The following is a 12377-nucleotide window of genomic DNA, read 5'->3' on the forward strand; positions in this document are numbered from 1 at the left end:
GGTGACCGTGAAGGTCAGCCCCGGGCGACCGAGAAGGTCAGACCCGGGTGACCGACGAGACCGGCATCATGCCGACCGGGTCGTAGCGCACGGGGGCGCCGGGGTAGGGCGCGTGGATCACCTGGCCGTTGCCGACGTACATGCCGATGTGGCTGGCGTCGTCCCGGTAGGCGACCAGGTCGCCGGGCCGGGCCTCGGCCAGGGACACCCGCTGCCCGGCGCCGGACTGCGCCTGCGAGGTGCGCGGCAGGCCGACCCCGGCCTGCGCGTACGACCACTGGGTCAGGCCCGAGCAGTCGAAGCCGGTGGGCCCGTTGGCGCCCCAGACGTAGGGCTTGCCGAGCGCGGAGCGGGCGGCGGCGACGGCGGCCGCCGCGCGGCCGGAGACGGGCCCGGCGGCGCCGGGGGCGGGCAGGTCGGTACGGCCGGAGCGGGAGCCTCGGTCGTAGGCGGCGCGTTCGTCGTCCGGGAGGGAGTTGAGCAGCTCGCGAGCCTGGGCGAGCTTTCGCTCGACGGTCCTCTTGTGGGCGGCGACGGCCTTGCGGCCCTTCTCCAGCTCGGCGAGTTTCCGGCCGGCCTCGGCGCGGTCCTGGGCGAGGTCGCGCATGGCGCCCTGGAGTTCCCTCAGTTCACCGGCCTGGTGGGTGGTGATCCGGTCGAGCACGGATGCCTTGTCCAGGTAGTCGTCCGGGTCGGTGGCGAGCAGCAGTTCCAGCGAGGGGTCGATGCCGCCGGAGCGGTACTGGGCACCGGCCAGCGAACCGAGCGCGTCCCGCATGGTGTTGATCCGCGCCTGCTGCCGGGCGATCGAGTCCTGCGCGGTGCTGACCTCCTCGCGCAGGGCGTCGGTGCGCGCGTCGGCCTTGTTGTAGGCCTCGGTCGCCTGCTCCGCCTCCGTGTGGAGCCGGTCCACCTCCGCCCGCCGGTCCTCGTGCGGGGTGGCCGTGGCCGGTACGGCGCCCAGGACCGCGGCGGCGACGGACAGCAGGCCGACGGCGGCGGTGGCGCCGCGGTCGAGCCCGGTTGGTGCAAGGCGGCGATGGAACCCCACGGGAAGCCGCACTCCTTCCTCTGGCGGACAGGGAAACGCGGCAGACAGTAACCCCGCGGCGGGGCACCGGCCAACGACCTCGGGGGCCCGCGCAGCACGACGCCCCGCCGCTGACGCAGGTCACCGGCGGGGCGGAGGTCAGAAGGCCGTACCGTGATTCGCCCGAACGGGCGGCATGGCGAGGGCGACTGAAGGGTTCGGGAGGGGCGTCGGGTCAGACGCGCACGCCGAACATGAACGGGCCGCCGATGGTGTTCATCGACTCGTAGCGGACGACGGTGCCGGTACGCGGCGCGTGCAGCACCTGGCCGTTGCCGGCGTAGAGGCCGACGTGGTGCAGGTCGTTGAAGAAGAACACCAGGTCGCCGACCTGGAGGTCGCTCATCGAGGAGATGCGCGTACCCGCGCCGGTCTGCGCCTCCGAAGTGCGCGGGATGCCGACGCCGGCCTGCGCGTAGGCCCAGGAGGTCAGGCCCGAGCAGTCGAAGGAGGACGGGCCGGTGGCACCGTAGACGTACGGTGTCCCTATCTTGCTCTGGGCGGCGGCGAAGGCGGCGGCGGCCCGGCCGGAGGCGGGCTTGCCGGTGCCGGAGAGAACCTCGCGCTCGCTGCTTCGGGTGGAGCGCTGCTCCTCCTCCTGGAGGGCGGCCTTCTCCTGCGCGGTGAGCGAGTTGAGCAGCTTCTGCGCCGAGGAGAGCTTGCCCTGGACTTCCTTCTTCTTCTTGCCCAGTTCGGTGCGGGTGGAGGCGAGGTCCTGGAGCTTCTCGGTGGCCTCGGAGCGCTGCTGGGCGAGGTCGCGCTGCTTGTCCTGGATCTTCTTCAGCGCCTCGACCTGCTGACCGCTCAGCTGGTCGAGCGTGGAGGCCTTGTCCAGGTAGTCGTCCGGGTCGGCCGAGAGGAAGAGCTGGAGGGAGGGGTCGATGCCGCCGGACCGGTACTGGGCGCTGGCCATCGAACCGAGGCCGTCACGCAGGTCGTTGAGCTCCTCCTGGCCGCGGGCGACGTTGTCCTGGATCGTGGAGATCTCCTTCTGGAGCTTCTCCTGCTTCTCCTTGGCGCCGTTGTACTTCTCGGTGGCCTGCTCCGCCTCTTCGTAGAGCTTGTCGACCTTGGCCTTGACCTCGTCCTTGCTCGGCTTCTCGCTCGGGGCGGCGTTGGCGGCCTGCGAGCTGAGAGCGACGGCGGCGGCGGCAGCGGTGGTCAGCACGGTCACGCGCGTGCGGCTCGGCTGCTTGGGACGACGGTGGGACGCCACGGAGACGAGCTCCTTCTTGAGAGGGATCACCCGTGCGAGGGTTCGAGGGCTGACCCTAGTGACCCACTCGTGATCAGTTCAAATCCTCCGCCGAAAAATCCCGGTTACGCACCGCATTCTTTGCCACAACTCACGTGCAGTAATCCCCACTTGACACTACGTTGCGTGACGGTTCCGTCAATTCAGGCATAGAGCGCCTACGTTGCGGTTGCCACGAAAGTGAAGCAAGGGGCCGGCGAGGGGCTAGGAAAGCCGCTTGAGGAGTACCGCGGACGCCACCGGTCGTGCGCCGGCGCGCGCCACGCCGTCGGCGACCTCGCGGTCGGTGGAGACCACGATGACCGGCCGCCCGGGCGGCTCGGCCCGCACCAGCTGGCGGATCAGCTCGTCGGCGGTGACGCCGGGCTTGGAGAACAGCACCCGCACCCCGCGCGGCGGCGCGAGCAGTACCGGCGCCACCAGTTCGGCGCCGTCGAAGACGCAGGTCATCTCGGCGCCGGTCTGTGCGGCGAGCTGGGAGAGCTGGCCGAGCAGCCGGAGCCGCTGCTTCTCCAGCGGCATCTGCGGATAGCCGGTCTTGGTGACGTTGTAGCCGTCGACGACCAGGTGCGCCTGGGGCAGCGCGAGCAACTGGTCGAGGATGGCGGGGTCGTTCTCGGACAGGGCGCGGGCGGCGATGTCCTTGGGCGTCATCCGGCCGGGCTCGACCGCGTCCACCGTCTCGGCGGGCCGCACCGACACCGGGGGCAGCGCGAGCTCCCGGCGCAGCCCCTGCGTCGCGTCCAGCAGGGTGTCCAGCAGCAGCCGCACCCGCATGTCCTCGACGCTGCGCCCCTCACGGGCCGCCTTGCGGGTGGCCTCCAGGGCGGCCTCCGCCTCCCCGAGCCGGGTCTTGAGCCGCCGGGTCTCGCTCTCGGCGGCGGACACCTGCGCGTGCCCCTCGGCACGGACGGCGTCGATCTCGGCCCGGATCTTGCGCAGCGCCGCCTCGCCGCGCTTGACGTCGCTGAGGGCCGAGCGCAGCTTGCGGTGCAGCGACTCGCCCTCCTTCTTCGCCGCGTCCAGCTCGGTGCGCAGCCGCTCGGTCTCGGTCCTGGTGTGCTCCCGGGCCCGGGCCAGCTCCTCGTGCAGCCGCTCCAGCTCCGCGCGGCTCTCCTCGTCGGCGCGCTCGGCGTCGGCGCGCTGCGCCTCCTCGCCGGCGGCGGTCACCAGCTTCACCCAGCCGTGCGGCCGCAGCACGTAGGCGGCGGCCGCCACGTCGAGCGGGTCCGCGGCCGGCGGCGGGGAGGCGGCGTCCAGGGCCCCGGCCAGCTCCGGCTGGGCCTCCCTGAGCTTCTCGCCGATGCGCTGGCGGAAGAGGGGATCGCTCTCCACGGCGGCGGCCATGGCGTTGCCGGCGAACTTGGCCCTGCGGTTCGGCGCGAACCGGGCGTACTGCCTCAGCTGCGCCGGCAGCTCGCCGACCGTGAGTCCGCCGAAGCCGTCGGACACGATCTGCACGACCCTGCGGCGCACGCCGTCGGGCAGCGGGCGGTCGAGCACCTCGGCGGCGCCGTCGCCCGGCTCCCCGCCTTGTGTCTCCACCATCCGTCACCCCAAATGTCTCAGGGCGACCCCACCGCGGGATCGCCTCGTGCGGGGGCCGCTCCGCTCAGGAGGCGGCACCCGGCCTGTCCACGAGTTCCACCTGGTCCACGGCGTTGCACCAGCGGCACCGCACCGACTCGATGGTCTCACTGAGCACCTCGCGCTCCTCGACCTTCGGCTCACCGGCCAGATCGAGGTGCACGTACTCGACGACCTTCGAGGCCCGGGTCACGTCGAAGCGGGTGAGGTTGCCGCAGAGGGTGCAGCGCCACCGCGTCGTGTCGGTCGGCAGGGGAACCGTCATCGTGGCTGTTCGCTCTCTTCCAGTGTGGGTGCCGCGCCGGGCTCCCCCGGCGCGTGTGGCTCGTAACCCTACGGCCTGGCGGGTACCCGACGCCCGCGTGTCCACGGCGGCGAGGCGGGCCGGTCGGTTGCGTCCCGTTACGTCATGCTCTGTGTCCATGATCCGCAACTGGAGCACGGCGGCCCTCAGGACAGCAAGGACGGTCAGAACGCCGGGCAGGTCCCGCACGACCCGGGGCCGGTCGGCACCGGTGACGTACGGGCTGATCACTCTGTGCTGTCTGCTGTTCCTGGTCAGCCCGGCGGCGGGCCTGAATCCGGTGTACGGCACCGGCGACGAGCTGCTCGCCGCGCAGCGCGCCTACTTCCGGCGCTGGGGCGTGATCCCCGCAGAACTGTTCGAGGACTCCCCCGGATCGGCCCTCACCCCCGCCACGGCGCTGTTCGTCCACGGCAGCTGGGTGCACCTGCTGGGCAACATGCTCTTCCTCTACGTCTTCGGCGCGATGACCGAGGAACGGATGGGCAGGCTCCAGTTCGCCCTGTTCTACCTCGGCTGCGGCTACCTGGCCCTGCTCGGTTACGCGGGGGCCAACGCCCACTCCCAGCAGTCCCTGGTCGGCGCCTCGGGGGCCATCTCCGCGATCCTCGGCGCGTTCCTCTTCCTCTTCCCGCGCGCCCGGGTGACCAGCCTCCTGCCCTTCCTCTTCTTCCTGCCGCTGCGCTTCCCGGCCTGGGTCGTGCTGCCCTTCTGGGCCGGCCTCCAGTGGATGGCGGCGGGCCGGGCCGGTGACGGGCCGGGGGTGGCGTACCTCGCGCACCTGGTGGGCTTCGGGCTGGGCTTCGCCTTCGCCTGGGTGCGGTTCGGGCGTACGGCTAGAGTGCAGAGTGTTCCAGTGACGGCCCCCGAGGGAGAGAAACAGCCGTGATCAGCGCGATCGTCCTCATCAAGACCAGCGTGGACCGGATCCCCGAGATCGCGGAGCAGATCGCCGCGCTGGAGAACGTCAGCGAGGTCTTCTCCGTCACCGGCACCTACGACCTGATCGCCATGGTGCGGGTGAACGAGCACGAGGACCTGGCGGAGGTCATCCCCGGCCGGATCAGCAAGATCCCGGGCGTGGAGGGCACGGACACGCACGTGGCCTTCCGGACGTACTCGCAGCACGACCTGGAGGCGGCGTTCGCCATCGGGCTCGACAACTAGCGTCCAGCGAGGACGTGGATGAAGAGTTCTTCATCCCGGACTCATCCGGGACACGGGGTGTCGGGCGCAGGATCAGGGACATGGTCTTCTCACGCCGGATGGCGGCCCTGGCGGCCGTCGTCCTGATCCCGCTCGGCATCGCGGCGACCAGCTTCGCCCTCACCGACAGTCCGCAGGAACCGAAGGTCCCGGCCAAGGTGGAGCTGGAGAGCGGCTCCCCCACCCCGACCCCCACCTCCTCCTCACCCACCTCCTCCTCGCCCGAGCCGACGCCGAGCGACCAGGTGGTGACCCGGCCGCCGGTGACCGACAGCGCCCCGGATGACGACGATGACGACGACCGAGGCAACGACGCCGGAGACGACCGGGGCGCCGACGACGGAGCCGGCGACGACGGCTGACCGCGAGCGCCGCCGGATCTCGGCCCGGGTCCGCATCCTGCTCTGGCTGCTGCTCGTGATGGCGGTCGCCCTCGCCTCGGTGGCCGCGACCACCCGCTCGATCCTGCTGCGCGACACCGACCAGCGGATCAACGGCCTGCTCGCCCAGGAGGCCGGCGAGTTCGCCAACTTCGAGGAGCAGGGTTTCGACCCGGAGACCGGCCTCCCGTTCACCGAACCGGAGCGGCTGCTCAAGGTCTTCCTGGAGAGGCAGTACGCCGACCTGGACGAGGAGCTGATCGGCCTGGTGGGCGAGGTGGGCAGCAGGCCCACGCAGATCATCCAGCAGCGCGAGATCCCGGTCGCCCTGCCCCTGCGCAAGGACGCGGACGCCCGGCGCCGCATCTACGCCTCCCCGGATTCCACCGGCACCCTGGAGCGGCCGCAGGGGGACATCCGCTGGGCCAAGGTCACCGTGGCCCGCTACGGCGGCGAACCGGCGGCCGCCTTCGTGGTCGCCTTCCATCCCGGGCGGGAACAGGCGCGCGCGGACGAGGTGTTCCGCGTCCTGCTCGCCATCTCCGGTGTCGCCCTGCTGATGACGACCGGCATCGCCTGGGTGGTCGCGGGCCGGATCCTCAAACCGGTCCGGCTGGTGCGCACCACGGCCGCCCAGCTCACCGAGCAGGACCTGACCCGGCGCATCCCGGTGCACGGCCACGACGACGTGGCCGCGCTCGCCGAGACCTTCAACGCCATGCTCGACCGGCTGGAACGCGCCTTCGGCACCCAGCGCCGGTTCGTCGACGACGCGAGCCACGAGCTGCGCACCCCGATCACCATCGTGCGCGGCCACCTGGAACTGATGGGCGACGACCCGGCCGAACGCGAGGAGACCGTCCGCCTCGTCACCGACGAACTGGACCGGATGAGCCGCATCGTCGAGGACCTGCTGCTCCTCGCCAAGGCCGAACGCCCCGACTTCGTCACCCCCGAGCCGGTCCAGCTCGCCGAACTCACCGCCGACGTCTACGTCAAGGCCCGCACCCTGGGCGACCGGGACTGGGTGCTGGCCGAGGTCGCCGACCGCGAGGCCCGGCTGGACCCCCAGCGCATCACCCAGGCCATGGTGCAGCTCGCGCAGAACGCCGTGCAGCACACCACCACCGGCCAGACCATCCGCATCGGATCCCGCGCCGACGGTCCCCGGATCGAGCTGTACGTCGCCGACTCCGGACCCGGGGTCCAGCCGCAGGACGCCGAGGTCGTCTTCGAGCGCTTCCGGCGTGGCACGGCCCGGCGCGGGGTGCGCGGCACGGGCGCCGGCCTCGGTCTGTCGATCGTCAAGGCGATCGCCGAGGGCCACGGCGGCCGGGTCGCCCTGCGCGCCACCGAGGGCGGCGGCGCCACCTTCGTACTCACTCTGGAAGAGGCACGCCCATGAACCGCATCCTCATCGTCGAGGACGAGGAGCGCATCGCCTCCTTCGTCGAGAAGGGCCTGCGCGCCAACGGCTTCACCACCACCGCGGTCACCGACGGCGACACCGCCTACGAGTACGCCCTCACCGGCGGCTTCGACCTGGTCGTCCTGGACATCGGACTGCCCGGCCGGGACGGATTCACGGTCCTGCGGGAGCTGCGCGAGTCCCGGGTGACGACCCCGGTGATCGTGCTGACCGCCCGGGACTCCGTACGGGACACCGTGGCGGGCCTGGAGGGCGGCGCCGACGACTGGATGACCAAGCCGTTCCGCTTCGAGGAACTGCTCGCCCGGGTACGGCTGCGGCTGCGTACGGCGGCCAGGGCACCGGAGGTGACGGTGCTCAGGTCCGGCGACCTCTCCCTGGACCTGCGCACCCGCCGCGCCCGTGCCGCGGAGCGGACGGTCGACCTGACGGCCCGTGAGTTCGTGCTGCTCGAACTCTTCCTGCGCCACCCGGGGCAGGTCCTGTCGCGGGAGCAGATCCTGTCCCATGTGTGGGGCTACGACTTCGACCCCGGCTCCAACATCGTGGACGTGTACGTGCGGGCGCTGCGCAAGAAGCTGGGGGCGCAACGGGTGGAGACGGTACGGGGCATGGGGTACCGGCTGCCGGGCTGACGCACCCGGCCCGGCCACGCACCCGACCCGCCGACGGGCCGACCGGCTTTTGTGTGAAGTTTCCTTCATGTCGGACTCATTGAGGGCTCACCGCCCGGGAGAACCCTCGATGACGTGACGTTGAACCTCCGCCTGGCGGCGGCCCTCTGCGTGGCGCTGTCCCTGTGCGCGCTGCTCGCGGTACCCGCGAACTTCCCCGCCCTCGGTGGTGACGCTCGCCTCACCCTGGCCGTGTTCGCGCTGGCCACGTGTGCCTGGATCGGTACGGCGATCGACGACACGTACATCGCGCTGGGCGCCGGACTCGCCCTGACCGCGACCGGTGTGATCAGCAGCGACACCCTCTTCGGCACCCTCGGCGACGACACGGTGTGGCTGCTGATCTGCGCCTTCGTGCTGGCGGCGGCGGTGGCCCGGACCGGGCTCGCGGGGCGGGCCGCGGCGTTCCTGGTCGGCGGGGCGCGCAGCGTACGGCAGTTGGTCCACCTGACGACGGCCGCGCTGGTCGTGACGGCGTTCGCGGTGCCGGCCACGTCGGGCCGGGCGGCGCTGGCGCTGCCGGTCTTCCTGGCCCTCGCCAAGGCACTCGCCGACCGGAAGCGACTGGTCGTGATGCTGGCACTGCTGTTCCCGACCGTGATTCTGCTGTCGGCGGTGGCGACCCTGATCGGCGCGGGCGCACATCTGATCACGGTGTCGGTGCTGTGGGAGGCGACCGGGGACCGGATCGGCTTCACGCAGTGGCTGCTGCTCGGCCTCCCGCTGGCGGTGACCTCCTCCCATCTGGCCGCCGAGACGGTCCTGTTGACGACGACTCGGCGCACGGACCGCAAGGGCCCGGTCCACATCACCGCCGAGGAGATACAGCGGCACACCGAGAGCCCGGTCACCGGGCCCTGGACGCAGGCGGAGAAGCGCTGCGCCCTGCTGCTGGCCACGGTGGTGACCCTGTGGTGCAGCGAGCCCCTGCACCATGTCCCGCCCGCGGTGGTGGCGCTGATCGGGGCGGTCGTCGCTTCCTCCCCCGCGCTCGGCACCGTACGGCTCAAGGACGCGCTGAAGACCGTGCCCTGGTCGCTGCTGCTGTTCATGGCGGCGACCATGGCGATGGGCGTCGCGCTCGCCGACTCCGGTGCCGCGAAGTGGCTGGTGTCGGGGCTGCCCGCGCACGTCGCACCGGCCGTCTTCCTCGGGGTCGTGGTGGCGGTGAGCACGGCGGCCCACCTGGTCCTCCAGTCCCGCTCGGCCCGCTCCTCCGTCCTGGTCCCGCTGGTGATCGCCGCGGCCGTGGGCGCCGGGGTCAACCCGGTCGCCGCCGCGCTCGCGTCCACCGCCGCCGCCGGTTTCTGCCACACCCTCCCGGCCTCCGCCAAGCCGGTCACGCTCTTCTCCGACATCCCCGGCACCCCCACCTACACCCCGCGCGACCTGCTGCGGCTGTCCGCCGTCCTGGCACCGCTGACCGCCGCCCTCGTGCTGTTCTTCGCCGCCGCCGTCTGGCCGCTGCTCGGCGTGCCCGTGACCCGTTGAAGGAGTCCTCCATGTCCTCCATGCCCGCCGCGTCTTCCGTGCCCTCCACGCCCGCCGCGTCTTCCGTGCCCGCCGTGCCCTCGCTGCTGAACCGTGTCGTCGTGGCCCCCAGCGGCTTCAAGGAGTCCCTGTCCGCCCAGGCCGCCGCCGACGCCATCGCGGCGGGTGTCCGCCGGGTCCTGCCGGACGCCGAGATCGACCTCATCCCGCTGGTGGACGGCGGCGAGGGCACGGCCGTCGCGCTGGCCGCCGCGACCGGCGGAAGGCTGGTCGCGCTGGCCGCCACCGGCCCGGTCGGCGAACCCGTCGGCACCCACTTCGCACTGCTCGGCGCGCAGGACACGGCGGTGGTGGAGATGGCGGCCGTCGCGGGCCTCTCCCTGGTCCCCCGTGCCCTGCGCGACCCGGGCGCCACGACGACCTACGGCGTCGGCGAGCTGATCCGCGCCGCGCTCGACACCGGGGTACGGCGCGTCCTGGTCGGCTGCGGCGACTCGGGCACCTCCGACGGGGGCGCCGGCGCGCTCCAGGCGCTGGGGGCCCGGCTGCTGGACGCGGACGGCTTCGAACTCCCGCACGGCGGACGGGAGCTGATCCGCCTCGCCCGTGTCGACCCGTCCGGTCTGGACGCCCGGCTGAAGGACACCGAGCTGCTCGTCGCCTGCAACCCGTTCAACGTGCTGTGCGGCGAACGGGGCGTGGCCCGGGTGTTCGGCCCGCAGAAGGGGGCGACGCCCGCGCGGGTCGAGGAGTTGTCGGCCGGTCTGGAGAACTGGGCGCGCGTCCTCACCCGGGACCTCGGTGTCATCGGCACGGACCTGCGGGGCGGCCCCGGCACCGGCGCCTCCGGCGGGCTGGGCGCCGGGCTTGCCGCGGTCGGCGGACGGCTGCTCCCCCGCTTCGACGTGCTGCTCGACCACCTCGACCTGGACGCCCGCCTCGCCCGCGCCGACCTGGTGCTCACCGCCGAGGGCGCCCTGGACCACCAGACGCCGCGCGGCAAGGTCCCGGCCGAGGTGGCCCGCCGCGCCAAGCTCTACGGCCGTCCCGTCCTCGCCCTGGCCGGCACGCTCGGCGAGGGCGCGCACGAGGTGCCGGGGGTGGACGCCTTCCACGGCATCATGCCGGCGCCGATGGCCCTGGCGGACGCGCTGCTGCGCGCCGCCGAACTCGTCACGGACGCCACGGAGCGGGCGCTGCGGATGATCCTGCTGGGGTCGCGGCTGCCGGGTCAGGCGGCGGCGGTGCCCGCCGCGGAGGTGTCGGCGGCGGACGTGTCGGCGGCGGACGTGTCGGGCACGCACCGCCCGTCCTCGGTGCGGTAGTTCCAGCGGGCGCCGTCGCTCACCAGCTCCTTGACGGCGTTCACGAACCGCTCGACGTGCTCCTCCGGGGTGCCCGCGCCGAAGCTCACGCGGATGGCGTTGAGGGACTTCTCGCCGGGCTGCGCCTCGGGGGCGCCGCACTCGCCCTGCGCCTGCGGGTCGCTGCCGAGCAGGGTGCGCACCAGCGGGTGGGCGCAGAACAGGCCGTCGCGCACCCCGATGCCGTACTCGGCGGAGAGGGCCGCGGCGAAGTGGGAGCTGTTCCAGCCCTCGACGACGAAGGAGAGCACGCCGACGCGGGGGGCGTCGTCGCCGAAGAGCGAGAGGATCCGCACCTGGGGCACCTCGGCGAGCCCCTCCCGCACCTTGCCGATCAGGTACTCCTCGCGGGCGACCAGCGTGTCGAACCCGGCCTCCGTGAGCGCCTTGCAGGCGGCGGCGACGGCATAGGCGCCGATGACGTTGGGCGACCCGGCCTCGTGCCGCGCGGCGCTGTCGTGCCACTCCACGTCCACGCCGCCGTCGGCGCGCCGGGTGACCCTGCGGCTGGCGCCGCCGCCGGCGAGGTACGGCTCCGCCTCGCGCAGCCAGTCGGCCCGGCCGGCCAGTACGCCGGCGCCGAAGGGGGCGTACAGCTTGTGCCCGGAGAAGGCGACCCAGTCGACGTCCAGGTCGGCCACGGAGACGGGGTGGTGCGGGGCGAGCTGGGCGGCGTCCAGCACGATCCGGGCACCGTGCGCGTGCGCGGCGGCGGCCAGTTCACGCACCGGCCACAGCTCGCCGGTGACGTTGGAGGCACCGGTGACGCAGACCAGGGCGGGCCCGTAGGGCTCACGGGCGGCGAGGGCGCGCTCCAGGGTCTCGACGGCCTGCGCCGGGGTGCGCGGGGCGTCCAGGTAGGTCACGTCCGCGTCCCGCCAGGGCAGCAGCGAGGCATGGTGCTCGGTCTCGAAGACGAAGACCCGACAGCCGGCGGGCAGCGCGCCGGCGAGCAGGTTGAGGGAGTCGGTGGTGGACCGGGTGAACACGACCTGGTCCCCTTCCCGGCATCCGAGGAACCCGGCGACGGTCTCCCGGGCGTTCTCGAACAGGTCGGTCGACAGCTGCGACAGGTACCCGGCCCCGCGGTGCACGCTGCCGTAGTACGGGGCGTAGGCCGCCACGTCGTCCCAGACCTGCTGGAGCGCGGGCGCGCTGGCGGCGTAGTCGAGCGCGGCGTAGGTGACCTCTCCGCCGGTGACGAGGGGGACGGTGACGTCCCGGCCGAGGACGGGCAGCGGGGTGGCGACAGCGGTGGGTACGGACATGGCGGACTCCCGTGAGGACCAGCGCGAGGAAACGCGCTGTGAAAGAGAAGAAAGAGGTGTGCGGAGGCGGGGCTCTGCGGCCCTATCGCATTCGCCGGTTCACGGGAGACTCCTCGGACGACCCAGGACCCCTGGTTTCGCGAGGGGTCCGCGCTTGCCGTGAACCTTGCTGTCCACGGCCTGGTCTTCACCCGGGGCACCCCGCCACGGACGGAGGGTTGCCGGACAGTCGGCCGGGGCCTCATGACTGTCACTCATGACCTGTCGAAAAACCTAGGGGAAATGATCGGCGCCCCGCAACCCGAGTCCGGATCGCGGGACGCACGTCA

The 12377-nt window shown here is 72.6% G+C and carries 12 protein-coding genes and 1 riboswitch; of the genes, 7 read left to right on the plus strand and 5 right to left on the minus strand.

Annotated elements, in window-relative coordinates; translation table 11 throughout:
• Positions 1-37: 37 nt before the first annotated feature.
• From ACIQ6R_RS09870 to ACIQ6R_RS09885, 4 genes are all read right to left on the minus strand, one after another.
• Positions 38-1051 (minus strand): NlpC/P60 family protein, encoded by a 1014-nt coding sequence (locus ACIQ6R_RS09870; protein ID WP_404220034.1) that lies wholly within the window; start codon positions 1049-1051, stop codon positions 38-40.
• A gap of 214 nt (positions 1052-1265) precedes the next feature.
• Positions 1266-2306 carry an NlpC/P60 family protein gene (locus ACIQ6R_RS09875; protein WP_404175197.1) on the minus strand — a complete coding sequence of 347 codons (1041 nt, stop codon included), beginning with the start codon at positions 2304-2306 and terminating at the stop codon, positions 1266-1268.
• A gap of 243 nt (positions 2307-2549) precedes the next feature.
• Complete coding sequence (locus ACIQ6R_RS09880; protein WP_404174418.1) at positions 2550-3893, minus strand: NYN domain-containing protein; 1344 nt, start codon at positions 3891-3893, stop codon at positions 2550-2552.
• Positions 3894-3957: 64 nt separating this feature from the next.
• A complete protein-coding gene (locus ACIQ6R_RS09885) occupies positions 3958-4197 on the minus strand; it encodes a hypothetical protein (protein WP_031030820.1) in 240 nt (79 codons plus the stop codon).
• Positions 4198-4354: 157 nt separating this feature from the next.
• Here ACIQ6R_RS09885 and ACIQ6R_RS09890 point away from each other — a divergent pair, with 157 nt between their 5' ends.
• The 7 genes from ACIQ6R_RS09890 to ACIQ6R_RS09920 all read left to right on the plus strand — a co-directional run bounded on the left by ACIQ6R_RS09890 (position 4355) and on the right by ACIQ6R_RS09920 (position 10741).
• Positions 4355-5125: a rhomboid family intramembrane serine protease gene (locus ACIQ6R_RS09890; protein ID WP_404174421.1), complete on the plus strand. Its 771-nt coding sequence runs from the start codon at positions 4355-4357 to the stop codon at positions 5123-5125.
• Positions 5122-5403, plus strand: a complete 282-nt coding sequence (locus tag ACIQ6R_RS09895; protein ID WP_055416531.1) for an Lrp/AsnC family transcriptional regulator — start codon at positions 5122-5124, stop codon at positions 5401-5403. Before ACIQ6R_RS09890 ends, ACIQ6R_RS09895 begins: the two co-directional genes overlap by 4 nt.
• 80 nt (positions 5404-5483) lie before the next feature.
• The gene (locus tag ACIQ6R_RS09900) at positions 5484-5804 is read left to right on the plus strand and encodes a small secreted hydrophilic protein (protein WP_375919818.1); all 321 of its coding nucleotides are present in this window, start codon (positions 5484-5486) and stop codon (positions 5802-5804) included.
• The gene (locus ACIQ6R_RS09905) at positions 5734-7227 is read left to right on the plus strand and encodes an ATP-binding protein (protein ID WP_404174424.1); all 1494 of its coding nucleotides are present in this window, start codon (positions 5734-5736) and stop codon (positions 7225-7227) included. The genes ACIQ6R_RS09900 and ACIQ6R_RS09905 overlap by 71 nt, the downstream gene beginning before the upstream one ends.
• Positions 7224-7886, plus strand: a complete 663-nt coding sequence (locus ACIQ6R_RS09910) for a response regulator transcription factor (RefSeq protein ID WP_404174427.1) — start codon at positions 7224-7226, stop codon at positions 7884-7886. Before ACIQ6R_RS09905 ends, ACIQ6R_RS09910 begins: the two co-directional genes overlap by 4 nt.
• Before the next feature lie 114 nt (positions 7887-8000).
• Positions 8001-9416, plus strand: a complete 1416-nt coding sequence (locus tag ACIQ6R_RS09915) for an SLC13 family permease (protein ID WP_404220036.1) — start codon at positions 8001-8003, stop codon at positions 9414-9416.
• Between the two features lie 83 nt (positions 9417-9499).
• Positions 9500-10741: a glycerate kinase gene (locus tag ACIQ6R_RS09920; RefSeq protein ID WP_404175200.1), complete on the plus strand. Its 1242-nt coding sequence runs from the start codon at positions 9500-9502 to the stop codon at positions 10739-10741.
• Here ACIQ6R_RS09920 and ACIQ6R_RS09925 read toward each other — a convergent pair.
• Complete coding sequence (locus ACIQ6R_RS09925; RefSeq protein ID WP_404220038.1) at positions 10648-12048, minus strand: aminotransferase class V-fold PLP-dependent enzyme; 1401 nt, start codon at positions 12046-12048, stop codon at positions 10648-10650. The two genes, ACIQ6R_RS09920 and ACIQ6R_RS09925, sit on opposite strands and share 94 nt — an antisense overlap.
• Positions 12049-12193: 145 nt before the next feature.
• Positions 12194-12310: riboswitch (SAM riboswitch) on the minus strand.
• Positions 12311-12377: the final 67 nt, after the last annotated feature.

Source organism: Streptomyces sp. NPDC096048 (assembly GCF_044763415.1).
GTDB lineage: Bacteria > Actinomycetota > Actinomycetes > Streptomycetales > Streptomycetaceae > Streptomyces.

Coding starts and splice junctions, on each gene's coding strand:
- ACIQ6R_RS09880 (WP_404174418.1), bottom strand. CDS start 3,893: ATGGTGGAGACACAAGGCGGGGAGCCGGGCGACGGCGCCGCCGAGGTG.
- ACIQ6R_RS09885 (WP_031030820.1), bottom strand. CDS start 4,197: ATGACGGTTCCCCTGCCGACCGACACGACGCGGTGGCGCTGCACCCTC.
- ACIQ6R_RS09890 (WP_404174421.1), top strand. CDS start 4,355: ATGATCCGCAACTGGAGCACGGCGGCCCTCAGGACAGCAAGGACGGTC.
- ACIQ6R_RS09900 (WP_375919818.1), top strand. CDS start 5,484: ATGGTCTTCTCACGCCGGATGGCGGCCCTGGCGGCCGTCGTCCTGATC.
- ACIQ6R_RS09905 (WP_404174424.1), top strand. CDS start 5,734: ATGACGACGACCGAGGCAACGACGCCGGAGACGACCGGGGCGCCGACG.
- ACIQ6R_RS09910 (WP_404174427.1), top strand. CDS start 7,224: ATGAACCGCATCCTCATCGTCGAGGACGAGGAGCGCATCGCCTCCTTC.
- ACIQ6R_RS09925 (WP_404220038.1), bottom strand. CDS start 12,048: ATGTCCGTACCCACCGCTGTCGCCACCCCGCTGCCCGTCCTCGGCCGG.